This window comes from Bacillus sp. TCT6 (assembly GCF_056033845.1).
The window spans coordinates 2,070,560-2,094,244 of record NZ_JBVYHX010000001.1; the positions used below are offsets into that span (position 1 = coordinate 2,070,560).

The following is a 23,685-nucleotide window of genomic DNA, read 5'->3' on the forward strand; positions in this document are numbered from 1 at the left end:
TGGAAAAATAAAATAAACCCGTAAGTTTAGGTATTTAATCTAAGCAGCCAATTATTAAAAACATATAATTAATATGTGAGTCATGAACATAATTAAATAACGTTTTTAAGTTTAATTATATTTCATGTTTCCTATTTTAAGTCAATATATAACATATTTTTTTACAAATTTATGATCCTTATAATAGGAAAAACTCAAATATAAAACAAGTAAGGAGGACATAAATGACAAGCAATAATTGTTTTGGTCATAACAACTGCAATAATCCGATTGTTTTCACTCCAGATTGTTGTAACAATCCACAAACAGTTCCGATTACTAGTGAGCAATTAGGTAGATTAATTACTTTACTAAATTCTTTAATAGCGGCTATTGCAGCGTTTTTTGCAAATCCAAGTGATGCTAACAGATTAGCTTTACTCAATTTGTTTACTCAACTATTGAACTTACTAAATGAATTAGCACCTTCTCCAGAAGGGAATTTCTTAAAACAATTAATTCAAAGTATTATTAATTTACTACAATCCCCTAACCCAGATTTAGGTCAATTGCTTTCTTTATTACAACAATTCTATAGTGCTCTTGCACCATTCTTCTTCTCTTTAATTATTGACCCTGCAAGTTTACAACTTTTATTAAACTTATTAACTCAATTAATTGGTGCTACTCCAGGAGGCGGAGCAACAGGCCCAACCGGTCCAACAGGTCCAGGAGGCGGAGCAACAGGTCCAACAGGTCCAACAGGTCCAGGAGGCGGAGCAACAGGTCCAACAGGAGCAACAGGCCCAACAGGGGATACAGGTCTTGCAGGTCCAACAGGTCCAACAGGAGACACAGGTTTAGCAGGAGCAACAGGCCCAACAGGAGCAACAGGCCCGACAGGAGCAGGAGTAACAGGTCCAACGGGAGACACAGGAGCAACGGGAGTAACAGGCCCAACAGGAGACACAGGAGCAACAGGTTTAGTAGGAGCAACAGGCCCAACAGGAGCAACAGGTTTAACAGGAGCAACAGGTTTAACAGGAGCAACAGGAGCAACAGGAGCAACAGGTGGCGGAGCTATTATTCCGTTTGCTTCCGGTACAACTCCATCTGCGTTAGTTAACGCGTTAATAGCTAATACAGGAACTCTTCTTGGATTTGGATTTAGTCAGCCTGGTGTAGCTTTAACTGGTGGAACAAGTATCACATTAGCATTAGGTGTAGGTGATTATGCATTTGTAGCACCGCGCGCAGGAACTATTACGTCATTAGCAGGTTTCTTTAGTGCAACAGCTGCATTAGCTCCACTATCACCAGTTCAAGTGCAGATACAAATATTAACTGCACCTGCAGCAAGCAATACGTTTACAGTACAAGGCGCACCTCTATTATTAACACCAGCATTTGCCGCAATAGCGATTGGTTCTACAGCATCAGGAATCATAGCTGAAGCTATTCCAGTAGCGGCTGGGGATAAAATACTGTTATATGTTTCATTAACAGCAGCAAGTCCAATAGCTGCAGTTGCTGGATTTGTAAGTGCAGGTATTAATATCGTTTAATTTGTTACAACGTTTAGTAGGAAATTAAACAGAGGTTTGTATATAGTCCTTCCTAAATTTAGGAAGGACTATATTTTTTTTGGGGAATAGGTAATAAATCAATTGAATAATCACTCTTTGTTAAGTTCGTATAAAAAGTATAATTTATCCTTTCCTATTTAAGGAATAAGTTATGTAACATAAAAAAATTCCGGTCAGCAAAAAAGATGAATTCTTTTACAAAAGAATTCATCCATAAAATAAACTATTTATTTTTATTACAGTTACATCCTTTTTTCTTTACATAGCCTTGCTGAGTTAAGTCTCTTTGCGATTGGGAATTGGAAGATTGGGAATTGGAAGATTGAGAGGATGCTGAAGAGCTACTATTTTTATTATAAGAGTAGTTTTTTCGATAGTTATAATTACTCATAGTACTATCACCTCCAATTTAATATATAAATATTATATGTATGTATACTATCAATTGTTACTATTATTAATAGGAAGAGAAGATACAATAAAAAATCTCCTCGGTATTTTCCTAGGAGATAAATGATGATTATTTTGAAAATTTACAAATTAATAACCCCAGTACAGAGGAAAGTAATAAGAATCTTGGCGATAGGGATTAGGCTGTTGAGTAAGGGGGTGGATTGGATAATTTTTCATTTCACGGTTTTGATTGCAGTTTGCCGGAGGACCAATTACAGTAGTTGATTGAATAGGAGAAATCGCTTGTTTCCATTGTTGTTCATTGAGGCAGTAAGTATGGGCCATCATATGAGCCGGAGTTAATCTTAAAATGTCAGAACCGAAAATAACTTCTGGCGCTGGGGCATTGAAAATAGCTAATAAATGAGTATTATCTGCTGTAGCAATTTCATAATGCCACCACGCTTGTGGAATGTTGGCAACTTGCCCCGGTTTTATCGGTAAGTTTAATATTTGATTCGTAAATGGATTAAGTAAAGAAACAACAGCAGACCCTGAAATACAATAAACAAGTTCAGCTGCATTTTGATGAATATGTGGTTCTACAACATTTCCTGTACTTAAATAAATATCTAATAAAGAAGTATTTTCTAAAGTATTTAATTGTTTAATGCCAAGTACATTTATATAATTTTGGGCATCTTTCTGAAAAAAATTACTTTTATTTACATCATAAGTAAAATTAGTTGAGGGGGAGGTATAGTCGATGTTGGCAGTCAATTGTATTACCCGCCTTTCTATAGGTAAGTTAGGTTACAAAATTAGGATATGTGTCTAGTCTTTGTTTTGTGCTGTTGTCGATAACTTAATAAATTCACTTATTCCATAAAGAATAAGGTATTAAGATTAAACTATATTCGTATTCCCATTCATACTTTGGATTGATGGAAAAAAGTAATGAAAATGTTAACTTAAAATTACATCAATCATTTATAAGGAGTGAATGTTCATGTCATTTAGTGAAATGATTAGAAATGAAGTACTCAGCTGGGCGGGTGTTTCTGAAAAACCGCATCGATTTGGTGGTATTGAAATAAATTATGGCAAGAAAGAACTTGGCCATCTTCATGGTGATAAATTAGCTGATTTACCATTTCCGAAGTTAAAGCGAGATGAATTAGTGAAGCAGGGATTGGTAAAACCACATCACGTATTACCTGAATCAGGATGGATCAGTTATTATATAAAGAGTGAAGAGGATATTCCATTTGCAATTGAGTTATTTCGTATGCAATATGACCGAATTAAAAAGTAATGAAATAAAGTAGGATAATAAAAATTTATTTTTATGTCACATCCCTCCTTAATCGTTCGTCTTGTATGTAGAACGATAAGGAGGGATTTTATTATGAATACATTTGATATAGCAATTGTTGGCGGTGGGCTTGCTGGATTAACAGCATCTATATATTTAGCGAAAGCTGGAAGGAAAGTGATTGTATTAGAAAAGTCCAGTCAATTCGGTGGCCGAGGGATGACTATAAATAAAAATGGAATCTGCATGAATCTTGGTGCACATGCTTTATATAGAGGCGGGGCAGCGTTTATAACTTTTAATGAGCTCGGTATGAATCTTCCAGGTGGAATACCATCTACAAAAGCACATGGAATATGGAAAGGGGATATATTCACCATCCCAACAGATTTTCGCTCAATTTTATCAACACCACTACTTTCGTGGTCTGCAAAAGTACAATTCTCACGTCTTATGATTCGTTTAGGAAATTTAGATGTAGGAGAAATTCCAAAAATGAGTCTAACTACATGGGCAGAAAATGAAATAAAAGATCCAATGGTTCGCAATATATTTTATGCGCTATGCCGGACGACAACATATACGTTTGCTCCTACAATACAATTAGCATCATCTGTACTAAAGCAAATACAGCTTTCTATAAAAGAAGGAGTGCTTTATGTAGATGGTGGTTGGGAAACGATAATAACAAAATTAAGAGCTATAGCGAACGATGCCGGCGTGCAATTTTTGGCTAAAAAGCATGTTTTGGAAATAGAGCATTACGAAGATAAACAAAGAATACATTGTGTTGATGATGAGGTTTTTGAAGTAGGTACAGTCATCGTGACGACTCCGCCGAAAGAAGCTTGTAAAATAATAAAAGGTGCAGAAGGAACAAGTTTGCATAGATGGAGTGAACAATCGGTACCGGTTACTGTTGCTGCATTAGATATTGGCTTGAGACAATTACCCAATCCTACACATCAATTTGTATTAGGATTAGATCAACCTATATTTTTCACAAATCAATCGAGAGCAGCTAAATTAAGTGAAGATGGATCAATTGCAGTGAGTCTAATTAAGTACCATAATCCTGTGCTAGCGATGAATCATATTCATGAAGATAAAGAACAGTTGGAAAGTACGATGGAGTTGTTACATCCAAATTGGAAAAGAGAAGTTGTTGCACAGCAATATTTACCGAAAATAACAGTAGTACATGATTTTCCTCATATTGACCGTGTTGAAAAACCGGGCCCAAATATACCTGAAATGCCAGGTATTTATGTTGCAGGAGATTGGGCAGGGCATGATGAAATATTAGCTGATGCTGCGGTAGCAAGCGGGAAACGTGCAGCGTTACACATTTTAAAGCAATATGAAAGTGAGGTAGTTCATCATGGAAACGGAGCAGTTATATGAAGCGTATCAACCATTATTATTTTCGTTAGCATACAGAATTCTTGGGAGCGTTATGGATGCTGAGGATATCGTTCAGGATGTATTTATCTCGCTAAATAATATAGAAGATCCTCAATCTATAGAAAATATGAAAGCATATTTATGTAAGATGGCGACAAATCGTTCAATTGATAAATTACGATCGGTAGCGCATAAACGTAACGTGTATGTAGGGATGTGGTTACCAGAGCCACTTGTAGAAGAGAGTGATGAGCCATCAAAGTCATTTATAATGAAAGAATCCCTTTCCACCGCATATTTATTACTTTTACAACAACTATCTGAGGTAGAAAGGATTGTTTTCATATTAAGAGAGGTTTTCAGTTATGAATACGAAGAAATAGCTTCAATTGTTGATAAGAGTAGTGTGAACTGCAGGAAGATCTTTCAACGTGCACGAAAAAGCATTTTGGAGAAACCGAAGCAATCAAAATTAAGCACGGAGAAAATGGCTTCTTATGTTGAAAAGTTTGTATCATCATTACAGTGTGGGGATGAGGAAGGTATGTTAGAAGTATTAAAAACAGATGCTATACTCAAAGCTGATGGTGGTGGTAAAGTTACGACTGCGATTAATCCGATTTATTCTGCGGATCGAATTATGCGCTTGTTCTTTGGGATTGCACAACGATTGACAGAAGAGTACACTGTTGATTTCAAAATGGTAAATGGTATGCCAGGAGTTATAGTTACAATAAATAATAAAGTAACGTATGTTCTTTCGTTTGCATTTGAGGATGAGAAAATTTCAAATATTTATATGATGGTTAATCCTGAAAAACTTATGCATTTAAATGTAAAAATATAAAAAAGCGCATTTCTTCAGAAATGCGTTTTTTATTATTTTTCTAACATTTCAAGAGGTACATCTTTTTCGCCAGCTACCTCAAATTTAATTTCCCCGTCTTCTTCATAAATACGTGTAATAATCGGTATAGTAATCATTAATTTTTTATGCTGCTTTCGTTTTCGAGCAGCATCTAAGCTAATCACGTTCATTTGTAAGCATCCTTTCTTCTGGAAATATATAAACAAAGAAAATGCGTCCGAAAAGGGCGCTTAATTGAATTTGAAATACCGATTCATTTAAATGGGGTTTATATAATTTAATAACTGCAATTTTAATATGAAATAATATGAATGGAATAATTGCACGTAGAAATTAACTTTACCAAAAAACGAAACAATATGCTATAAAAAATTATAAATCTTTGTCATATAACAGGAAAAAGGTTTTTGTTTCGCATATAATAAAAAGTAGACGGGCAGCAAGAGCTTTTTCATCATATTGCTTGGAAAGGCGATGAAAAGAATGGATACAGTAGATTCATTATTATTGCAACTTGAACAATATGGAGAAGAGCATGATCGAAATAAAAAAACAAGGGAAGAAAAATTACGGAATGTTTCTCGTGAGATGGGGCAATTTTTATCAATTTTAGTAAAAGGGTGTAATGCAAAAAACATCTTAGAAATTGGAACTTCTAATGGTTATTCTACATTGTGGTTAGCTAATGCGGTAGAAGAAACGAATGGAAATGTAACGACTGTAGAGCTTTCTTCAGAACGAGTTGGAGAGGCACTTGTCAATTTTGAAAAGGCAAACCTGTTACAAAGAATCGATATTCATAATCAAGAAGCCGGGGCATTTTTAGATTCGCAATTAAATCATTCATTTGATTTTATTTTCCTAGATTCAGAGCGTACGCAATACATGTGGTGGTTTGAGCATATAAAACGTATGTTACAACCAAAAGGTTTTCTTGTTGTTGATAATGCAACTTCTCATGCGAGTGAATTAGGTGAGTTTATAAAAATGATTGAAGAAGATGATACGTTTGAAACGGTGTTATTAGCGTTTCAAAAGGGAGCATTTGTAGCTCGCAAAAATAAATAAAAGTGAGCGTAATAGAATTATCACATTGAAAAAGGGTGAATGTCAAAAGATTGAGTGTAGCACGATTGAAAGAACGTAAATTATTTAGGAAATATATGAAGAATCCGCCTTCAGCATGTAGTTCTCTAGGTCTTAAGTCTGAGGAAAATTATGTTGATTACAGGTATACTTATAGTAAGAAACAGGGAATGACTGCATAAACAGACATTTCTAAAAAATCGATTTCAAGCAGGCAGAATGTATATGAAATACGATATAATTGATGAAATATAGTGCATATGAATTCGCACATATAAATAAAGGAGCGATTTTGTTGACTGAACTCGAGAAAAAAGAACCTGTATCCATTGTGAAAGATAATAATGTAGAAGTAGTAGTTGATACAGTTATAAAAGATGCAGAATTAGAGGAACTAAATAAAGAAGCTGATCTTTATGTACAAAAGTTAAATAGCGAGCAAAATACAGATTTATCAAAAGTATTGTCTCAGCTAGGAGATTTAGGGGATAAAGAGCAACAAGCAGCAGGACAAACGTTATCAGCTTTAAAACGCCCTGTAACAGCGATGATGAATGGGAAAAATGAAGAAATTCCAAATACATTGTTAGAATTACGAAAAGTGGTATCAGAGCTTGATCCCAATTCACTTAAAGCAAGTGGTATGAAGAAAATAATGTTTAAAGTATTCAAGAAAAATCCACTTGAAACATACGTGCATAAATACCAATCTATAGATAAACAAATCGAGGAAATTATTAGATCCCTCCTAATTGGTCGTGATAACCTACAAGAGGATACAGTTGGTCTTGAAATGTTAAAAGAACAATCGCACGATAAAATTCATGCTCTTGATAAACAAGTATACTTAGGGAAAAAGCTTGCTGGCATGCTTGAAGCTGAAAAACAAAATCCAGAGCGTCAAAGGGATATTCCGTTAATTAACGATGCATTAGAAAAGATACTTGTACGTACACGTAATATGCAGCAAGCGAAAAGTGTATTATTACAATCTATAGCTTCTGTAGACATCATTAAGAAAAACAATGAAAAATTAACAGAGGCAATACGTAATGCGATTACGATGACGCAAAACGTTGTAACAGTTTCAGCTGCTATTCAGCTAGCATTAACGAATCAACGTAAAACAATTGATGCCGTAAATGCGACGAATGAAGCAATTGAATCGATGGTGTTAAGTAATTCTCAAGCGTTAAAACAAAATACAGAAGAAACGACGAAATTGCTTGAGAATCCTGCTATTAGCATGGATAAATTACGCGAATCATTCCAAAATGTGTTCGCTGCAATTGAGGCATCTGAAAAATCGTCAGAACGTATTATTGAGTCAAGTAAGAAGTTTGTTATTGAACTAGACACATTTAATGATGAGATGAAGCAGAAACTCATTCAGCGTCCAAGGAAATAACGGATTATTAGAGGAGGTGAACAAATGAGTTTCATTCAAACAGTACTATTACTACTCGGTACATTGCTTTTAATAGCATTTACTGTCGTTGTTTTAGTCGTATATTTCGGACGGAAACTGTATTTTTCATGGACGAAGCCATATAAAAAAGCGCAAGATTCTTTAGATAAGTTATCAAACAAATCAATACCGTTTCTACAAGAATTTACACAACACCCACTGTTTTATCGCTGGATTCGCACCGAAGGAAAGAAAGAACAAAATATACTAAATACTCTATTCTGTGCATCAGGTCAACGTACGAGAGAACAAGTCTTCTCGATGTTACCGAAAGAAAAGCAGAAAAAAGTGCATGTAATGGCAAAAACTACGAAAAAGCTCACAAGTGAAGATATCGATGTGGCTGCGATGAAAGTGAAAGATTTCTTAAGACAAGAAACGCAGCAAACTGTAAAACCGACAGACTTATCATTTTACAAATTGTATTTTTATGACCGTTATCCAGACGCATTAAATACAATTCAAGCGTATAAACGCTCAATAAATCCTTCATTACAAAGAACGGTTGATGATATTACAATTTCGGTATTAAATGCACTTCCGTACTATCAAGAGCAACGCATGTTTGAACAACAACATAAACTTGAAACATTCTTAATGAAAGATTTAACGGCCATGTTATCGTTGGTAGTACAATTACCACCTTCACAAAGACCAGAGAAGGAAGAAGAACTGAAGATCTACTTGGAAAATTTCAAAAAAGAAATGGAAGTAGTAGAGCGAGATATTCGCGACTCGATTGATCACGATTTAAATGTGAAGATGAGGGCAGCGACTGAGAAGTTTAAGAATAAATAACAAAAAGCGCCTTAAAAGCTAAGTATCACAGCTTTAAGGCGCTTTTTGTTATGAGATTTTATTTTGCTCTAACGGTAGTATGACTAGAAGCCACACTTTCATTATGCAATCGATCAACTGCAGTTACGACATACGTATACATTTCTCCAGAAATAACGGTTTTATCTACATAAATTTCTCCAAGTTTTGTTTTTCTTACAGTAGTAAGTAAATTTTTAGGATTTTGTATATCCACTTCATTTTGCCCATTCGCGCGGTAAATAGCGTAATAAGCAGAATCATTATCTCTATTATCAATGATACCGATTGCAATACCTTCATTTCTTGGAATGGCACCTTTTAATGTCGGTTGTTTTGGTGGATCATGATCAATCCAAGGCATAGGCGGGATTAATGCAGGATGTATATATATGTCTTTTGAGAGTCTATCTTTAACTCCAAGTGGATTGTTATTAATATCTTTTAAGCTAAAATGCATACTACCTTTTATTTCAGGATATAGCCGGTTTAATGTAATTTGTCTTGGATATTCTTCTGGATCAGACCAAGCAGGGACGGAGTTATTATTAATTTTATAGGCCGCTTGACCGATGTATAGGTGAATCGGTTTGTTATTTGTTTCTTTAACCCACCAATCTACTAATATGTCATATGCAGCTGGTGTGAAACCTATATTCCAATATATTTGCGGTGTAATGTAGTCAATATATCCTTTTTGTATCCACTCACGTGTGTCAGCATAAAGGTCATCATAGTTTCTTTGGCCTGCGGTTGTGTTAGAGCCAGTCGGATCGTCAGCTATATTTCGCCATACACCGAACGGACTAATGCCAAACTTTACGTATGATTTTTCTTGTTTTATAGCAGTATTTAAATCTTTTACAAGTTCATTTACATTGTTACGTCGCCAATCTTCTATATTTGTAAATTTACCGTTATTATATGTTTCGTATGTTTTCTGATCTGGAAATTCTTCACCGGCTACTTTATATGGGTAAAAATAATCATCCATATGCAGCGCATCAATATCGTAATTTTGTACGATTTCTAAAGCACCTTCTGTTATAAATTTTTTCACTTCTGGAATACCGGGATTGTAATATAACTTTCCGCCATAAGGTACAACCCAATTGGGGTGTTGCCTTGCAGGGTGATTATTTGATAATCGATTTATATCAGTGTGATTCATCGTTATTCGGTATGGATTAATCCATGCGTGGAATTCTATATTTCTTTTGTGTGCTTCTTCAATCATAAATGCAAGTGGATCGTATCCGGGGTCTTTTCCTTGTGTACCCGTAATGTATTCAGACCAAGGGCCGTAATTTGAGGGATAGAAAGCATCAGCTGTTGGTTTAATTTGTACAACAACTGCATTCATACCAGTGCTTTTTACATCGTCTAATAATCTTATAAATTCTTGTTTCTGCTTTTCAATAGGTAAGCCAGTTTTTGTGGGCCAATCAATATTCAGAACTGATGCGATCCATACAGCACGTAATTCATGTTTTTTGTACGTAGTATTTACTTCAGCATAAGTAGAGTGAGGGGAAATGAAAGAGAAAGGGATGAACAAGATGACGATACAACATATCATTAATAAACGTTTAACGATCATTTATACGCCTCCCTATCATATGATTATTTAAAATAATATCTGAGGTGAGGTTGGCCTTGCAATAGAGAAAATTACACATTGAAACATTAATTTAATAGGAAAAATATTTTTAATGAAATTTACTTTCATTATAACTAAATTCATTTACTACTTCATATGCTTGTTAGTAAAGTGAAACTTCCTTTCATTTGAAGGGTAATAAATTATAAGTATAGGAGGATTAATAAATGAAGGTTTTGTTTGTCTGTTCTGGAGGAATGTCCAGTGCAATTGTTGTAAACGCTTTAAAAAAAGAAGCGGAGAAAAATGGTTTGAACATGGAAGTGTATGCAATTGGAACGAATGAGGTAGAGGAAGAAGTAAAGAATGGCTGGGATGTCGTAATGGTGGCACCTCAAATAAGACACCGATTTGACTCTGTAAAAAAATTTGCAGAGGAGGAATCTATTCCGTGTGGCATCATTCCACCGCAAGCATACACGCCGCTTGGAGGCCCGACTTTATTAAAAACTGTAAATGAATTAATCAGTTAGGGGGAAGCGTTATGAATAAGTTTGTCACGTTTCTTGATAAAAACTTATCTGGCCCGATGGCAAGGCTTTCTGAGCAGAGGCATCTACAAGCAATCCGTGATGGAGTTATTTCGGCGTTACCATTTATTATAGTAGGAAGCTTCTTTTTAATAGTAGCATTTCCACCACTGCCGAAAGATAGTTTCATATCGGTTTGGGCATTAAAGAATCAAACAAGTATATTAATACCATATCGTTTAACTATGTTTATTATGTCCTTATATATAGCATTTGGAATAGGATATAATTTAGCGAAAAGTTATAAATTAGATGCTTTATCAGGAGCACAGCTTGCGGTATGTTCACTACTTTTAACATTAACGCCTGAGTTAATTGATAAAAAAGGATTTATGCTTCCAATGACAAACCTCGGAGGTCATGGATTATTTGTGACGATGATTGTCTCTATTTTATCAGTTGAGATTTTAAGATTTTGTAAGAAGAATAACGTAACGATAAAAATGCCAGAACAAGTACCACCGTCAGTATCACGTTCATTTGAAGCACTTATACCTGCAGCATTCGTTATTATTATTATGAGTCTTATTACAGTCGTTTTTAAAGTTGATTTACATTACGTTGTAGATAAACTAGCCGCACCGTTAGTAAAAGCTGGTGATAGTTACTTTGGCGTTATTATACCTGTATTTTTAATTACGTTTTTCTGGTCTTTCGGGATACACGGAGTATCAGTTGTAGGTACTGTGGCAAGGCCGCTTTGGGATGTGTATTTAGGAAAGAACGGTGAAGCTGTAGCAAGTGGAGCGAGTCATTTTCCGTTTATTGCACCAGAACCGTTTTATCAATGGTTTATTTGGATTGGTGGTTCGGGCGCAACGTTAGGGCTTGTGTTAGCTATGATCGTATTTGGTCGATCAAAATATTCGAAAGCATTATCGAGAACGTGTATTGTTCCGGGGATTTTTAATATAAATGAACCGGTTATATTCGGTTTGCCGATTGTATTAAATCCAATTTTAATTATTCCTTTCGTCATTACACCGTTAGTAACAGCTACTATAGCTTATGCTGCAACAGCGATGGGATTTGTAACACCAACGCATATTATGCCGCCATGGACATTACCTGCTCCAATTGGTGCTTATTTAGCAACAGGTGGAGATTGGCGTGCGATTGTATTAGTTTTTATAAATATAGCAATATCGTTCCTTATTTATTTACCATTCTTTAAAATGTACGACAAAAATATGCTTGAAATTGAAAAGAATGGTGACGGGGAATCTGTTAATCCTTAATCTGCATGCTGTTATTTTGAGTGATAGACTTTTTGTCTATCACTTCTTTCACATTAAAACTAGAAAGGGGGAAATAGAATGAATATAAAATTTAGTTATAAAGGCGTATTTTTATTATTATTTGGAGTGATTTGTGCAAATTTACTTTTTGTCCCTTTATTAGGCATGCTAAATCTATCACAAATGCATAGTATCTGGCTCGTTACAAGTATTGCGGCAAGCGTTTTGCTTACGGTAGTTGTTTCTTTCATTGATGGATCGTTTGCATCGAAAGCTCAGTTGTTTTTTAGATTTATATTGTTTTCGATTGGTTGTACGTTCGTTACTTACATGATTGTTTTTTAGTAAATAGGAGGTCATGCACGTTATGTATATTGCAGGGGTAATGTCTGGTACTTCATTAGATGGAATAGATGTAGCGCTCGTTCATATAGAAGGAAGTGGTGTAGATTCTAAAATCAAACTCATCCATTTTACTACTGTTCCATTTTGTAATGATATGAAAAATGAGATCCAACAAGCGTTATCAATTGAAACTTCGAATGTCCAACTTATATGTAGTTTAAATTTTAAACTTGGTTTATGCTTCGCCAATGCTGTAAAGGAAGTTTGTAAAGAGGCCAATTTTCCTTTGAGACAATTAGATTTAATAGGCTCTCACGGACAAACGATTTATCATCAGCCAAAGCAAGAAGGAAATATTATTTCTTCAACATTGCAAATTGGGGAACCAGCAGTAATAGCATATGAAACGAACACGACAGTTATCTCGAATTTCCGAACGATGGACATGGCGGCAGGGGGACAAGGTGCACCACTTGTACCATATTCAGAGATTATTTTATATCGGCATCAAACTAAAAATAGACTACTACAAAATATTGGCGGGATTGGTAATGTTACAGTGGTTCCAAGTAAACGAAGTAATGAGAGTGTTATTGCTTTTGATACTGGACCAGGGAATATGATAATTGATGAAGTATGTCAAAGGTTATTTCAGTTGTCATATGATCAAAATGGTAAGATTGCAAAACAGGGAGTAGTTGTAGATGAAATTTTGACTTATTGTATGAACCATCCATTTTTGAACGTGAAACCACCAAAATCAACAGGTAGAGAACAGTTTGGAGAAGCGTTTGTGACTGAATTATTGAATCGATTTGAAAAGCATAGTAGAGAAAATATATTGGCAAATGTCACGATGTTTACAGCAAGTTCAATTGTTCATCATTATCAGGAATTTATTTTTCCGTATTATGAAATCGATGAAGTAATTTTAGGCGGGGGCGGAAGTTATAATCGTACACTTGTTGAAATGATACGATTTGGATTAAAGGAAGAAAAATGCAAAATATTTACTCAAGAAGATTTAGGCTATTCCTCAGCGGCGAAAGAAGCAATCGCCTTTGCGATTTTAGCAAACGAAACGTATCATCGTAATCCGAGTAATGTGCCGAGCGCAACAGGTGCAAAGCAATCTGTAGTTTTAGGGAATATAACATTCCCTCCAATTTGAAGAGAATGAGGCGAATATATGAAGTATATGATTGGAGTAGATGGCGGGGGAACGAAGACAGAAGCAATTGCATTTGATAAAGACGGTAACGAATTTGCAAGAGCTACAAGTGGATTTGGAAATATATTAATAGATTTTGAAGAAGCTCTTGTGCATATTATGGAAGCGATTGATCAATGCCAGAAAGGGTTATTAAAGGGGGATTGCGTTTGTATTTGTTTAGGATTAGCGGGTGTAAGTGGAGCAAATACAAATGAATTAACATTACGTCTAAAAAAGAAGTATGGAACACCAATTGAAGTATTCAATGACGCAATGATCGCACATGCAGCTACTTTAAAAGGGAATGACGGAATTTTAACAATTGGTGGTACAGGTGCGATTTGTCTTGGAAAGAAAGGGAAAGTGTACGAGTATAGTGGTGGATGGGGACATATTTTAGGTGATGAAGGAAGTGGATATTGGATTGCATTACAATCTTTAAAGAAAATGGCAATTCAATTTGATCAAGGAATCAGTCTTTGTCCATTGAGTTTGAATATTCAAAGGCAGTTTCAACTTTTGACACCGTCTCATATAAAAAGCTTAGTATATACTTCTTCTAAAGATAAAATTGCAGCAATCGCGCCATTAGTTATTCAGGAAGCGAGAAATGGAAATGATGATGCACATGAAATTATAATGCAAGCTGGAAAGGAATTAGCAAGGATTACAGTAAATGTTTATAACAAGTTAAACTTTAAGCACTCAACGCCAATTGCAGTAAGTGGCAGTATATTGCGTTTAGTTCCTGAAATATTTGCTGTATTTAAGAAATGCTGTGAAGAAAGTATGAAAGAAATTATATTTGTATCACAAGCAGAAATGGCAGTGAAAGGAACATATTATTTAATGAGGGATATATATTTTTAAAAATAGCGTATGAGAATTTTTGTATGATTTGTAAAAATATGATGTTAAAATGTATAAAGGGATGTATATTAAAACGTACAATATACGTAGTAATTGAATATTGTATATGTAATCCCATGTAGAAAGTGAATGATTACATGATTAATAGTATGCAGTTTTTATATTTGGTGGCTTCTTATTTAATTGGAAACATCTTGACCGCTTATATAGTAACAAAATTGAGACATAACGTTGATATTAGGGGTGAAGGAAGCGGAAATCCTGGTGCAAGAAATATGGGGCGCGTATATGGAAAAGGGTATTTCATCGCTACATTTTTAGGTGATGCAATTAAAGGAGCAATCGTTGTTACTGTTGCAAAATATCTTTTTGAAGATCCTACATTCGTAATGTTAACATTATTGGCCGTTATTATTGGACATATTTACCCAGTTTTATTTAAAGGTAAGGGCGGTAAAGGTATTTCAACATTTATTGGAGGATTAATCGCATTTGATTATTTGATAGCGCTTACCCTCATAGGCATTTTTATTGTATTTTATTTAATATTTAAAGGATTTACGAAGCCAGGACTAATTACGATTGCTTGTTTACCAATTTGTATGATTCTTTATTCTTATTCTATTGTTACGACTATTTTAAGTGGAATGATTATTGTACTTATTCTATATGTAAATCGAGAATAAAATGAATGTTTAATAAGTGGGGATAATCTCCACTTATCATTTTTTATTAAATAGATAAAGGAGATAAGGCATGGGGTTAATTTATAAAGTTGCTGATCAAGATTGGGAATTTGAAAGTATACATAAATTAAATTATAAAACTTTTGTGGAAGAGATTCCACAACATGAAGAAACGAAAGACCAGTTTCGTATAGATAGGTTTCATGAAGAAAATACATATTTAATTTGTTTAGATGAGGATAGATTAGTAGGTATGGTCGCGGTGCGGGGAAAACGACCATTCTCGTTAGATTATAAAATTTCAAATTTAGATGTTTATTTGCAAGAGCATGGAGAAAAAGTGTATGAAATTCGTTTACTTTCAGTAGAACGTGAATATAGGAATGGAAGAGCGTTGTTAGGATTAATCCGTTTTCTACATCGTTATTTGCTTCTAAACGGATATGAATTAGCACTCATTTCTGCAACAACACGTGAACTAGCTTTATATGAGCAGATGGGATTCAAAGATTTCCATACGTTAGTTGGTACAGAAGCAGCAACCTACCAGCCAATGTATGTTACCCCTGCTATGTTTGAAGAATCGAGTGTTGGAAGTATTATGACGAAAGAATACACGTTTTTACCTGGTCCAGTAGACATTGAAGAGAACGTTCGAAAGGCATTTTGTACTAAGCCTATTTCGCATCGCTCTAAGTCATTTCAAGTGACAATGGACAATGTGAAAAAACGGTTACTTCACATGACAAAAGCAAAACATGTACAACTTATGTTAGGAACAGGGACGTTAGCTAATGATGCGATTGCTTTACAGTTACGTTCTTTAAAAGGGAAAGGACTAGTATTAACAAATGGAGAATTTGGAAATAGATTAGTTGGGCATGCAAAACGAGCACAGTTACATTTTGATACGTATAAAAAGGAAATGAGAGAGCCGTTTATTTATACAGAATTAGAAGAAATAATGACAACTGGAAATTATGAATGGCTTTGGTTTGTTCATCATGAAACATCTACTGGAATGTTAAACGATTTAAACGAGCTAAATACTCTTTGTAACGAGAATCAAATGAAACTATGTGTAGATTGCATAAGCTCAATTGGAGCAATACCAATAGACTTGAAGGATGTGTATTTTGCAAGTGGTGTTAGCGGTAAAGCGATTAAATCATATACAGGAATTTCTTTCGTTTTTCATAACCACATTGTAAAAATAAACGAGGCTGTCCCGGCCTATATGGACATTGGCATGTATGAAGAAAATGAAAGTATTCCATACTCACAATCATGGAATTTAATTTATGCATTGCAAGAAGCGTTGAAGAGATTTGAAGATGAAAAGGCATTTGTAAAAATTAAAGAGACATACGATTATGTTGAAGAAGTTATTACTGATATGGGTTTAAAGCTTGTTTCACCTAAAGAACATGCCGCGCCAATTATACTTACTATTGTATTGAGTGAAGATCATTCTTCTAAAGTAGTAGGCGATGCATTAGCATTACAAGGATACATCGTTCATTATGAGTCATCTTATTTACAAAAGAATAATTGGATCCAAATTGCATGTTTAAATCATTATAAAGAACGTGATATGAAGAGGATGTTGAATTGTTTGCAAATGTGTTTATTTCAGAGTGGGGTACAAATATAAAGACTTTTTCTTTTCGTATAAAGGAGCTACGACTTACGAAAACTTAGGAATAGAACATTGGAAGAGGTGTAAGTATGATAACTAGAAAACTACCATTACATATAGACAATATTAAAAAAGCTCACAAGATTCTAGATAGAAATGCTCGTAAAACGCCATTAGTAAAATCTTTTTACTTGACTAGTAAAACGGGCGGAGAAATTCATTTGAAATTAGAAAATATGCAATTAACGGGTTCTTTTAAATTTCGTGGCGCATTTAATAAAATGTCGCGGCTCACGAATCAAGAAAAAGAAAGAGGTGTAATTGCATGTTCAGCAGGTAATCATGCACAAGGAGTTGCATTATCTGCTCATTTACTCGGTATTAAGAGTAAAATTGTTATGCCAATTTCTGCACCGCAGGCTAAAGTCGAAGCAACTAGAGGATATGGATCTGAAGTAATTTTACATGGTGAAACATTTGATGATGCAAAGGCAAAATGTGAAGAAATTATAAGGGAAACAGGTGAGACATACTTACATCCATATGATGATGTAGAGGTAATGGCTGGTCAAGGTACAATTGGATTAGATATTCTTGATGATATGTGGGATGTAGATACTGTCATTGTACCAATAGGTGGAGGCGGAATTATTTCTGGTATTTCTGTAGCATTAAAATCTTTTAATCCATCGATTAATATAATTGGTGTCCAAGCAGATAATGTTCATGGAATGAAGGCATCTTACGATAAAGGAGCAATCGTAGAACATTATGAGGCGCCTACTATTGCAGATGGTTGCGCTGTTAAAATACCAGGGGAATTAACATTTGAAATTGTAAAAGAATTAGTAGATGATATTGTAACTGTATCAGAAAAAGAACTGGAAGTAGCGATGAAAGATTTATTACAACGTGGGAAAGCTGTTGTAGAAGGTGCAGGTGCATTAGCAACTGCTGCACTTCTTGCAGGAAAAGTTGATAGCTATATAAAAGGAAAAAAAGTAGTAGCGGTTATATCTGGTGGGAACGTGGACTTACAGCGCATATCAAGTGTATGTGAGCACTTTTTTGTCGCTAATGAAGTGAAATAGTTTTATGAAAGAAGAGCTAAGAGAAATAATTTTAGCTCTTACTTTTTGTCTACTGTTTATTGTAAGTAGCAATAAATTTGCTGTTTAATGAATTGTTTTATTTAAGCGCCAATTTTTACACATATCTTGAATGTTACAATAATTATTTCAATATTGTCGAAACGTAAGCAGAAATTTAATATAATAGTTTTAATGTACTAATGAGCGGTGAGGAGGGCAGGTCATGAATAAAGAAGAACAGGTCATGAACGGTTTCAGGGAATTATATAATAAGCTGGTTTGGCTTAATAAAGATAAGATGGAAGAAGGTCTTAAAGGTTTTAAGTCTTCTGAAGTCCACTGCATTGAATATATTGAAAATAATGTGGATTCTAATGTGACACAACTTGCAGAGGCTTTTTATGTGACTCGCGGTGCTATAAGTAGAATGACTAAGAAGCTCATACAAAAAGGCCTTATTGAAAGCTACCAAAAGTCGGAAAATAAGAAAGAAATTTATTTTAGGCTTACCGAAGAAGGGAAAGAAATTTATAAAATCCATGAAGATCTGCACAAAGAGTTTCAAGAGCGGGATAAAGCTGTATTTGAGCAAGTAACTGAAGAAGAATTCGACAGTATAGTTAGTTTCGTGGAAAAGTATAGTAGACATTTGGATGCAGAAATAAAGAAACAAGGTATACATATTAAATCCTAATACATTTTAATAATGAAATGGCAGCCTTACTCTAATGAGAATAGGCTGCTTTTTTATTATGTTATTTTTGTTGACTAATCAACAAAACGGAGTTATCATTTTGTTGACACGACAACAAAATGTTTTAAGGAGAGAAGTTAAATGTCTATATTTAGATCACAAAATGAAAGGAAAACTGAAAAAAGCATAGATAAACATGCGTTACTATTCGGACTTATTTCTGTATTTCTTTGTGGTATAGGTTTCAGTATTATCATGCCTGTAGTCCCATTCTTAGTACAGCCATATACAAGTAATCCGGAAGAACAAGCATTAGTTGTTACACTACTAACTTCCGTATATGCGGCTTGCGTGTTTTTAGCTGCCCCAGTACTCGGAGCTTTAAGCGATAAGTATGGCCGTCGTCCATTACTTTTAATATGCTTATTTGGTTCTGCAATTGGGTACTTAGTTTTTGGTATAGGAGGAGCTTTATGGGTACTATTTGCTGGACGCATAATAGAAGGAATAACAGGCGGGAGCATAAGTACTATCTTCGCATATTTTGCAGACATCATTCCAAAAGAGCAGAGAACGAAATACTTTGGATGGGTGAGTGCAGTTGTAGGTGCGGGAACTATCATTGGCCCCACTATTGGGGGATTACTTGCCAAGTTTGGTGATACTGTACCTATGTATTTTGGAGCAATCATAACGTTAATAAATGTTGTATATGGGATCAAATATATGCCTGAGAGTCTTGACAAAAATAATAGGTTAAAAGAGATTACTTTTGTAAGGTTGAATCCTTTTGCACAGCTAGCAAACATACTTTCCATGAAAAATTTAAAATGGTTACTTGTCTCAGCGTTTTTACTTTGGATACCTAACGGATCTTTACAAGCAATTTTCACGCAATTTACAATGGATACTTTCAGTTGGAAACCTGCACTAATCGGACTTATGTTTTCAATTTTGGGCTTTCAAGACATTGTTTCACAAAGTTTTATAATGCCAAAGCTTTTGATTCAGCTTAGTGATAAACAAATAGCAATTCTTGGGATGGTTTCGGAGATTATAGGATACAGTTTTATTGCGGCATCAGCTTTGTTTTCACTCTATCCACTACTTATCGTTGGAATGCTGATGTATGGTTTTGGGGATTCAATTTTCGGGCCTTCATTCAACGGGATGCTTTCAAAGTCTGGCGGTTCTAGTGAACAAGGAAGGATTCAAGGGGGAAGTCAATCTATTCAAGCTTTAGCAAGAATGATTGGTCCTATTATTGGAGGGCAAATCTATGTATCGCTTGGTCATGCTGCACCTGCTTTTATGGGTGTGATCCTTATAGTCGCGGCAATAGCAGTTTTGTATAAGGGGACACATGCAACTGTATAACAGATAGATATAAGAACAAATAAAAGGGTGTCAGAACTTAGGAACACGTGCTGACACCCTATTTGTTTACGGTTTGAGAGCTAAGAGAAATGCTTTTGTTTAGGGATTTATTCTGCAATGCTCTCATAGTGAAGAGTAATGTTCAGTGAGGTTGAACTATCATTAATTACAGTTAGCTTTTTTTGAAAGTAAAAAGGTATGTAAATGACTAGTTAGTTTAATTATGCTTGTGCTGAAGTAAATAATGACTCCATTTTTACCTTGCTCTTCTCTCGAATTTCAGCATCTGCATGGCGCATAACATATTTATGCGCTACAGCGATTGCTAAAACATCATCTAATAAGCCAATCCCAATAATAGCAGCTATATCTGGAATGAAATCAATTGTTAATACGTAATAAGATAAAGCGGCTAATATTATGAATTTCGCTTTAGTAGGTAATTCTTTCTTTTTCATTGTGTAGAATAAGATAATACTTTCATATACGCTGGATTTACCGAGGTTTACAGAGCTTTTTTTGAACTTTTTCCAAAGTGTCTGTTTCTCCATATAAATACTCCTTTTACAAAAACATAGATTTTTTAAAAGGATAGACAAAGAAGTGAGAGATTAATCAATGTTATTGTTTTTCTTATTATATATTTCCATAAAAATAGGGGATTACCTGTTCAAAATAATATAATGTGGATTATGCCACGATTCACAGTGTTCCGTTACATAGTATATATATTGTAAAATGTATGTGTATGATTTAGTTATTATTATGCATTTTATAAGCGGTATGGGGGAAGAAAAATGAAAATAATAGAACTACCAATTGAATTCGAATTTAACGGGCAAAAACAATGTATTTATCCAAGTTTAATTATATTACATAATGAATTAACGTTAGTCGATACAGGATATACAAGTTTTTTACCTTTAATTGAAAATGCAATATTAAAACATGGATATGAGATGAAAAACTTAAAGAATATAATTATTACCCATTATGATGACGATCATATAGGGGCTTTATATGATTTTAAAATGAAATATCCAAATATTAATGTTATTGCTAGTGAAATTGAATCTAACTATATTAGTGGTGATATAAGATCAGAGAGGTTGGCTCAAGCTGAAAAAATGTTAGAACGTATGCCAAATGAAGAAAAAGAATTTGGTAAATGGTTTATTCAACAGTTAAAAAATATAAAACATATTTCCGTCGATGAAAAAGTACATGATGGTCAAATGATTTTGAATAATGAATGTCAAATAGTAGCGACGCCAGGACATACTTCGGGGCATATTTCATTATATTTTCCGAATTTAGACTGTGTAATTACAGGAGATGCAGCGGTTCAAGAGAATCGTGAGTTAGTAATAGCTAATCCGGATTTTTGCTTAGATATAGAAAGGGCGGAAAAGTCTTTAAATAGGATTAAAAGTCTTAAAGCAGCACAGTATTATTGCTACCATGGAGGAAAGCTGACTTTATAAAATAATGAAAACCGGTCTTTCCTAAATCAAAAAGATCGGTTTTTTAGTTCATATATTTTGCGATTTCAACCAAATCAGTAACAGTATATTTCGGTAAAATTGAAATGTATATGTACAAAAGAATATATATAATTTGAGCAAGGGTATAGGAGGAAGAAGATGGGTTCGTTATTTGATGTAATAGCAAATGTTATTTTGTTTTATCCTCGAAATGACATGAAATTGAAACACCATATTGCAAAATTAAGTGAATTAGAGTGGTTTCGAAATCTACATGAAGATCCGAAGTATACAAGTTTAATTTGGAGTAATAGAAAAATTAAAAAGTATATTTTGACTTCTGCAAATATGGAACCATTAATAAAATCCGAGAAAAAGCAAAAAGAATTTGTCCATCTAGTACAGGATGAATATAAAAAAAGAAGATAAGAATTTTTTTATTTTTCATATTTAGCGAAACAAATGGTACAATGAAAGCTAATGTGAAAAATAAGGAAAAGAAGTGGTCTATTTGAAAAACTTTTTAGAATTAGGAATTAGTGAAACTTTTAATCATACATTACGTGAAAATGGAATTACAGAAGCAACACCAATTCAAGAAAAGGCAATTCCAGTTATTCTGTCAGGTAAAGATATTATTGGGCAGGCGAAAACTGGAACGGGTAAAACGTTAGCATTTGTGTTACCGATTTTAGAAAAAATCAATCCAGAGTCTAGTGATGTTCAGGCTTTAATTGTTGCACCAACAAGGGAACTAGCTCTGCAAATTACAACTGAAATAAAAAAAATGCTTGTTCAAAGAGAAGATATTAATGTACTAGCGATTTATGGTGGGCAAGATGTAGCACAACAATTGAGAAAATTAAAAGGTAATACACATATTGTTGTTGCAACACCAGGACGATTATTAGATCATATACGACGCGAAACAATTGATTTAAGTAATCTTTCAACGATTGTACTAGATGAAGCGGATCAAATGCTTTATTTCGGTTTCTTATATGATATTGAAGATATTTTAGATGAGACACCTGGTAGTAAACAAACGATGTTATTCTCAGCAACGATGCCAAAAGATATTAAAAAATTGGCGAAGCGTTATATGGATGAGCCGCAAATGATTCAAGTACAAAGTGAAGAAGTAACGGTAGATACAATTGAGCAGCGTGTCATTGAGACGACAGATCGTGCAAAGCCAGATGCACTTCGTTTTGTTATGGATCGTGACCAGCCATTTTTAGCAGTTATTTTCTGTCGTACAAAGGTTAGAGCAAGTAAGCTTTATGATAATTTAAAAGGATTAGGTTATAATTGTGCTGAACTTCATGGTGATATACCTCAAGCGAAACGTGAAAGAGTTATGAAGAGTTTCCGCGAAGCTAAAATTCAGTACTTAATCGCAACGGATGTAGCAGCTCGTGGACTTGATGTAGATGGTGTAACGCACGTATTTAACTTTGATATCCCTGAAGATGTAGAAAGTTATATTCACCGCATTGGCCGAACAGGACGTGCAGGTGGATCAGGTCTTGCAATTACGTTCGTTGCAGCGAAAGATGAAAAACATTTAGAAGAAATTGAAAAAACGCTTGGTGCACCAATACAAAGAGAAATAATCGAACAACCGAAGATAAAACGTGTAGATGAAAATGGAAAACCGGTACCAAAGCCGGCTCCAAAGAAATCAGGTCAAAATCGTCAAAGAGATAGCCGCGAAGGTTCAAGAAGTGAATCAAGACGTGATTCGAGAAATAGCTCGAGAAGTGATTCAAGAAATGAAAATAACCGATCATTTAATAAGTCAAGTAATAAAAAAGGTAGTACAAAGCAAGGTCAGCAAAGACGTGGCCGTTAAAGTATGAAATGGTAATCTGGATGAAGAGATATATCGTTTGTTAATAGAGAAATCGCTATATAATAAAAAATCCTGATATAATTATTAA

General features: G+C 34.5%; 24 protein-coding genes. 20 read left to right on the forward strand and 4 right to left on the reverse strand.

Annotated elements, in window-relative coordinates:
- Window positions 1-224 precede the first annotated feature (224 nt).
- Window positions 225-1,544, forward strand: coding sequence for an exosporium glycoprotein BclB-related protein (locus tag AC0ONG_RS10615; RefSeq protein ID WP_322471204.1), 1,320 nt, complete (start codon window positions 225-227; stop codon window positions 1,542-1,544).
- 561 nt (window positions 1,545-2,105) lie between these two features.
- Here the strand turns inward: AC0ONG_RS10615 and AC0ONG_RS10620 are convergent.
- A complete protein-coding gene (locus AC0ONG_RS10620) occupies window positions 2,106-2,738 on the reverse strand; it encodes a cupin domain-containing protein (protein WP_000126310.1) in 633 nt (210 codons plus the stop codon).
- 229 nt (window positions 2,739-2,967) lie between these two features.
- Here AC0ONG_RS10620 and AC0ONG_RS10625 point away from each other — a divergent pair, with 229 nt between their 5' ends.
- From AC0ONG_RS10625 to AC0ONG_RS10635, 3 genes are all read left to right on the forward strand, one after another.
- Window positions 2,968-3,273: a luciferase domain-containing protein gene (locus AC0ONG_RS10625; protein ID WP_000010317.1), complete on the forward strand. Its 306-nt coding sequence runs from the start codon at window positions 2,968-2,970 to the stop codon at window positions 3,271-3,273.
- 93 nt (window positions 3,274-3,366) lie between these two features.
- The gene (locus AC0ONG_RS10630; protein WP_001091191.1) at window positions 3,367-4,677 is read left to right on the forward strand and encodes a phytoene desaturase family protein; all 1,311 of its coding nucleotides are present in this window, start codon (window positions 3,367-3,369) and stop codon (window positions 4,675-4,677) included.
- Window positions 4,655-5,524 carry a sigma-70 family RNA polymerase sigma factor gene (locus AC0ONG_RS10635; protein WP_000447150.1) on the forward strand — a complete coding sequence of 290 codons (870 nt, stop codon included), beginning with the start codon at window positions 4,655-4,657 and terminating at the stop codon, window positions 5,522-5,524. The genes AC0ONG_RS10630 and AC0ONG_RS10635 overlap by 23 nt, the downstream gene beginning before the upstream one ends.
- Window positions 5,525-5,556: 32 nt before the next feature.
- On the opposite strand, the gene AC0ONG_RS10640 is transcribed toward AC0ONG_RS10635, so the two are convergent.
- Window positions 5,557-5,715 (reverse strand): hypothetical protein, encoded by a 159-nt coding sequence (locus AC0ONG_RS10640; RefSeq protein ID WP_001100984.1) that lies wholly within the window; start codon window positions 5,713-5,715, stop codon window positions 5,557-5,559.
- Window positions 5,716-6,019: 304 nt separating this feature from the next.
- Between AC0ONG_RS10640 and AC0ONG_RS10645 the strand changes: the two genes are divergently transcribed.
- From AC0ONG_RS10645 to AC0ONG_RS10655, 3 genes are all read left to right on the forward strand, one after another.
- Complete coding sequence (locus tag AC0ONG_RS10645) at window positions 6,020-6,613, forward strand: O-methyltransferase (protein WP_002082794.1); 594 nt, start codon at window positions 6,020-6,022, stop codon at window positions 6,611-6,613.
- 313 nt (window positions 6,614-6,926) lie between these two features.
- Window positions 6,927-8,039 carry a toxic anion resistance protein gene (locus AC0ONG_RS10650; protein ID WP_000137396.1) on the forward strand — a complete coding sequence of 371 codons (1,113 nt, stop codon included), beginning with the start codon at window positions 6,927-6,929 and terminating at the stop codon, window positions 8,037-8,039.
- A 24-nt stretch (window positions 8,040-8,063) separates the two neighbouring features.
- Window positions 8,064-8,897 carry a DUF3974 domain-containing protein gene (locus tag AC0ONG_RS10655; protein ID WP_000008362.1) on the forward strand — a complete coding sequence of 278 codons (834 nt, stop codon included), beginning with the start codon at window positions 8,064-8,066 and terminating at the stop codon, window positions 8,895-8,897.
- A 58-nt stretch (window positions 8,898-8,955) separates the two neighbouring features.
- On the opposite strand, the gene AC0ONG_RS10660 is transcribed toward AC0ONG_RS10655, so the two are convergent.
- Window positions 8,956-10,515 (reverse strand): glycoside hydrolase family 10-like protein, encoded by a 1,560-nt coding sequence (locus AC0ONG_RS10660; RefSeq protein WP_017763147.1) that lies wholly within the window; start codon window positions 10,513-10,515, stop codon window positions 8,956-8,958.
- Window positions 10,516-10,742: 227 nt separating this feature from the next.
- On the opposite strand from AC0ONG_RS10660, the gene AC0ONG_RS10665 reads away from it, so the two are divergent.
- From AC0ONG_RS10665 to AC0ONG_RS10710, 10 genes are all read left to right on the forward strand, one after another.
- Entirely contained in the window at window positions 10,743-11,048 is a 306-nt protein-coding gene (locus AC0ONG_RS10665) for a PTS sugar transporter subunit IIB (protein ID WP_000865904.1), read from the forward strand.
- Between the two features lie 11 nt (window positions 11,049-11,059).
- On the forward strand, window positions 11,060-12,343 hold the full coding sequence (locus tag AC0ONG_RS10670; RefSeq protein WP_001032289.1) for a PTS sugar transporter subunit IIC: 1,284 nt from the start codon (window positions 11,060-11,062) through the stop codon (window positions 12,341-12,343).
- A gap of 78 nt (window positions 12,344-12,421) precedes the next feature.
- On the forward strand, window positions 12,422-12,688 hold the full coding sequence (locus AC0ONG_RS10675; protein ID WP_001021963.1) for a hypothetical protein: 267 nt from the start codon (window positions 12,422-12,424) through the stop codon (window positions 12,686-12,688).
- 22 nt (window positions 12,689-12,710) lie between these two features.
- Window positions 12,711-13,859 carry an anhydro-N-acetylmuramic acid kinase AnmK gene (anmK, locus tag AC0ONG_RS10680; protein ID WP_136997625.1) on the forward strand — a complete coding sequence of 383 codons (1,149 nt, stop codon included), beginning with the start codon at window positions 12,711-12,713 and terminating at the stop codon, window positions 13,857-13,859.
- 18 nt (window positions 13,860-13,877) lie between these two features.
- Window positions 13,878-14,771: a BadF/BadG/BcrA/BcrD ATPase family protein gene (locus tag AC0ONG_RS10685; RefSeq protein ID WP_000876577.1), complete on the forward strand. Its 894-nt coding sequence runs from the start codon at window positions 13,878-13,880 to the stop codon at window positions 14,769-14,771.
- Window positions 14,772-14,908: 137 nt separating this feature from the next.
- Window positions 14,909-15,457: a glycerol-3-phosphate 1-O-acyltransferase PlsY gene (gene plsY / locus AC0ONG_RS10690; protein WP_000610879.1), complete on the forward strand. Its 549-nt coding sequence runs from the start codon at window positions 14,909-14,911 to the stop codon at window positions 15,455-15,457.
- 70 nt (window positions 15,458-15,527) lie between these two features.
- Window positions 15,528-17,111, forward strand: coding sequence for an aminotransferase class V-fold PLP-dependent enzyme (locus AC0ONG_RS10695; RefSeq protein ID WP_000523040.1), 1,584 nt, complete (start codon window positions 15,528-15,530; stop codon window positions 17,109-17,111).
- A 74-nt stretch (window positions 17,112-17,185) separates the two neighbouring features.
- Window positions 17,186-18,187: a bifunctional threonine ammonia-lyase/L-serine ammonia-lyase TdcB gene (tdcB, locus tag AC0ONG_RS10700; RefSeq protein WP_306692017.1), complete on the forward strand. Its 1,002-nt coding sequence runs from the start codon at window positions 17,186-17,188 to the stop codon at window positions 18,185-18,187.
- 223 nt (window positions 18,188-18,410) lie between these two features.
- Window positions 18,411-18,881 carry a MarR family transcriptional regulator gene (locus tag AC0ONG_RS10705; protein WP_001030910.1) on the forward strand — a complete coding sequence of 157 codons (471 nt, stop codon included), beginning with the start codon at window positions 18,411-18,413 and terminating at the stop codon, window positions 18,879-18,881.
- A 141-nt stretch (window positions 18,882-19,022) separates the two neighbouring features.
- The gene (locus tag AC0ONG_RS10710) at window positions 19,023-20,258 is read left to right on the forward strand and encodes an MFS transporter (RefSeq protein WP_474203584.1); all 1,236 of its coding nucleotides are present in this window, start codon (window positions 19,023-19,025) and stop codon (window positions 20,256-20,258) included.
- Window positions 20,259-20,479: 221 nt separating this feature from the next.
- Here AC0ONG_RS10710 and AC0ONG_RS10715 read toward each other — a convergent pair whose 3' ends face one another.
- Window positions 20,480-20,809 carry a YkvA family protein gene (locus tag AC0ONG_RS10715; RefSeq protein ID WP_000415089.1) on the reverse strand — a complete coding sequence of 110 codons (330 nt, stop codon included), beginning with the start codon at window positions 20,807-20,809 and terminating at the stop codon, window positions 20,480-20,482.
- Window positions 20,810-21,055: 246 nt separating this feature from the next.
- Between AC0ONG_RS10715 and AC0ONG_RS10720 the strand changes: the two genes are divergently transcribed.
- The 3 genes from AC0ONG_RS10720 (at window position 21,056) to AC0ONG_RS10730 (ending at window position 23,597) form a co-directional block, all read left to right on the forward strand.
- Window positions 21,056-21,742: an MBL fold metallo-hydrolase gene (locus AC0ONG_RS10720; RefSeq protein WP_000691165.1), complete on the forward strand. Its 687-nt coding sequence runs from the start codon at window positions 21,056-21,058 to the stop codon at window positions 21,740-21,742.
- Between the two features lie 159 nt (window positions 21,743-21,901).
- The gene (locus AC0ONG_RS10725) at window positions 21,902-22,171 is read left to right on the forward strand and encodes a hypothetical protein (RefSeq protein WP_000535041.1); all 270 of its coding nucleotides are present in this window, start codon (window positions 21,902-21,904) and stop codon (window positions 22,169-22,171) included.
- Window positions 22,172-22,244: 73 nt separating this feature from the next.
- The gene (locus AC0ONG_RS10730; RefSeq protein WP_002082792.1) at window positions 22,245-23,597 is read left to right on the forward strand and encodes a DEAD/DEAH box helicase; all 1,353 of its coding nucleotides are present in this window, start codon (window positions 22,245-22,247) and stop codon (window positions 23,595-23,597) included.
- Window positions 23,598-23,685 lie beyond the last annotated feature (88 nt).

Bases quoted from the DNA above. Each gene is read 5' to 3' on its own strand.
- AC0ONG_RS10615 (WP_322471204.1), top strand. From the start codon at position 225: ATGACAAGCAATAATTGTTTTGGTCATAACAACTGCAATAATCCGATT.
- AC0ONG_RS10625 (WP_000010317.1), top strand. From the start codon at position 2,968: ATGTCATTTAGTGAAATGATTAGAAATGAAGTACTCAGCTGGGCGGGT.
- AC0ONG_RS10630 (WP_001091191.1), top strand. From the start codon at position 3,367: ATGAATACATTTGATATAGCAATTGTTGGCGGTGGGCTTGCTGGATTA.
- AC0ONG_RS10635 (WP_000447150.1), top strand. From the start codon at position 4,655: ATGGAAACGGAGCAGTTATATGAAGCGTATCAACCATTATTATTTTCG.
- AC0ONG_RS10640 (WP_001100984.1), bottom strand. From the start codon at position 5,715: ATGAACGTGATTAGCTTAGATGCTGCTCGAAAACGAAAGCAGCATAAA.
- AC0ONG_RS10645 (WP_002082794.1), top strand. From the start codon at position 6,020: ATGAAAAGAATGGATACAGTAGATTCATTATTATTGCAACTTGAACAA.
- AC0ONG_RS10655 (WP_000008362.1), top strand. From the start codon at position 8,064: ATGAGTTTCATTCAAACAGTACTATTACTACTCGGTACATTGCTTTTA.
- AC0ONG_RS10660 (WP_017763147.1), bottom strand. From the start codon at position 10,515: ATGATCGTTAAACGTTTATTAATGATATGTTGTATCGTCATCTTGTTC.
- AC0ONG_RS10665 (WP_000865904.1), top strand. From the start codon at position 10,743: ATGAAGGTTTTGTTTGTCTGTTCTGGAGGAATGTCCAGTGCAATTGTT.
- AC0ONG_RS10670 (WP_001032289.1), top strand. From the start codon at position 11,060: ATGAATAAGTTTGTCACGTTTCTTGATAAAAACTTATCTGGCCCGATG.
- AC0ONG_RS10675 (WP_001021963.1), top strand. From the start codon at position 12,422: ATGAATATAAAATTTAGTTATAAAGGCGTATTTTTATTATTATTTGGA.
- anmK (WP_136997625.1), top strand. From the start codon at position 12,711: ATGTATATTGCAGGGGTAATGTCTGGTACTTCATTAGATGGAATAGAT.
- AC0ONG_RS10685 (WP_000876577.1), top strand. From the start codon at position 13,878: ATGAAGTATATGATTGGAGTAGATGGCGGGGGAACGAAGACAGAAGCA.
- plsY (WP_000610879.1), top strand. From the start codon at position 14,909: ATGATTAATAGTATGCAGTTTTTATATTTGGTGGCTTCTTATTTAATT.
- AC0ONG_RS10695 (WP_000523040.1), top strand. From the start codon at position 15,528: ATGGGGTTAATTTATAAAGTTGCTGATCAAGATTGGGAATTTGAAAGT.
- tdcB (WP_306692017.1), top strand. From the start codon at position 17,186: ATGATAACTAGAAAACTACCATTACATATAGACAATATTAAAAAAGCT.
- AC0ONG_RS10705 (WP_001030910.1), top strand. From the start codon at position 18,411: ATGAATAAAGAAGAACAGGTCATGAACGGTTTCAGGGAATTATATAAT.
- AC0ONG_RS10710 (WP_474203584.1), top strand. From the start codon at position 19,023: ATGTCTATATTTAGATCACAAAATGAAAGGAAAACTGAAAAAAGCATA.
- AC0ONG_RS10715 (WP_000415089.1), bottom strand. From the start codon at position 20,809: ATGGAGAAACAGACACTTTGGAAAAAGTTCAAAAAAAGCTCTGTAAAC.
- AC0ONG_RS10720 (WP_000691165.1), top strand. From the start codon at position 21,056: ATGAAAATAATAGAACTACCAATTGAATTCGAATTTAACGGGCAAAAA.
- AC0ONG_RS10725 (WP_000535041.1), top strand. From the start codon at position 21,902: ATGGGTTCGTTATTTGATGTAATAGCAAATGTTATTTTGTTTTATCCT.